Source organism: Thiorhodococcus minor (genome assembly GCF_010820565.1).
Lineage (GTDB): Bacteria > Pseudomonadota > Gammaproteobacteria > Chromatiales > Chromatiaceae > Thiorhodococcus > Thiorhodococcus minor.
In genome coordinates this window covers 1-1,138 of the sequence record NZ_JAAIJQ010000265.1, presented here as the reverse complement: position 1 = coordinate 1,138, position 1,138 = coordinate 1, and the positions used below count along the sequence as shown (strand labels likewise).

At 60.1% G+C, this 1,138-nt stretch carries 1 protein-coding gene; it reads left to right on the top strand.

Going from position 1 to position 1,138, the window contains the following annotated elements; all coding sequences use genetic code 11:
- Positions 1 to 880 precede the first annotated feature (880 nt).
- Positions 881 to 1,138, top strand: a 258-nt coding sequence (locus G3446_RS26840; protein ID WP_164456703.1) for an Rpn family recombination-promoting nuclease/putative transposase, incomplete at its 3' end; no start/stop codon positions are given.

The window sequence follows — 1,138 nt, the reverse complement described above, 5'->3', positions numbered from 1 at the left end:
GAGCCCTCGGCCTCGAAAAGCTATTTTCTATACCCCCTGCGTACCTCCTCGATCCCGGGCTTGTCCAACAACCGGTTCAGATCGTCGCTCGCTTCGCTCGGACGATCTAACCTTATTCGTTGGCGTTGGTCCAGAAGCTCGAGTGATGCCATGGCCACCTTATCCATCCTTAGAAGCTGTCCAGGTTTTGTGTCCCGATTTGGGTCTCTGGTGACGCAGCTCCAGCTGCGTCACCCGCGAGACGAAGCTCGGCTTCGCGAGTCTGGGGGTAAGCCCTGCTTTCGGCCTGGCGCAGGGGGCGGAAGTGCTCGGCCTCGTGAAGCAGCGCTTCGTCGCCGAGGTCACGAAGCAGGAGCTTCGTGACCAGAACAGCGGGAGGCAGTTGACGGACACTTCCTTAGCCTTGCCTCCGGCCGCCCTCAACTGCTTGCCCGCCGAGTTTCGCGATGGTCGGTCCGAACCTTGGCCTCCGCCATTTGCGAGCAGCCGCTCGGTCTCAATTCTAGGAACACTAGGAACAGCAGCAATTCCGTAAACTGTCCCCGGATTTGTCTTGTCCATTGTCATTGCTGCGGTACATTGCCTCGATCGACAGAGCGCGACCCGCGTCCGTCCCTCTTGGACGCAGAAGGTAGCGCACATCCGATCATCTCGCTCACGGCCATGATCTGAAGCGCAAAGCCGTCATCCACATGTCACCGCCCAATCTCAGTAGCGAAGAATGCCAAGCAGCACGGCCCTTGCCGGTGACCGTCTACACGCCCGAGTCCTCGGATGGGGTTCGTGCTCGTGAACGTCTGCACGGCGGGACTGCTGCTGGTGGTCTGGATCGTCTTCCGGCTCGCCATGCGGATTCTCATCGAGCGGATGAGCGCATGACATGACGACCCCCACGCCCCACGATTGCTTCTTCCGCGAGAACTTCGCGCGCCCCGCCATCGCGCGCGATTTCCTGCGTCATCAGCTGCCTCCAGCCCTGCTCGCCGAGCTCGACCTGGGGCGGCTGAGGATCTCGCCCGACACCTTCGTCACCGAGGCACTGCGCAAGGTCTACTCCGACCCTGAGGTATCCCCACTAAATTCCAAATCAGAACATAAGCTTAGAGAGAGGATTTCCAGCAGAAAGGAACATGCATGG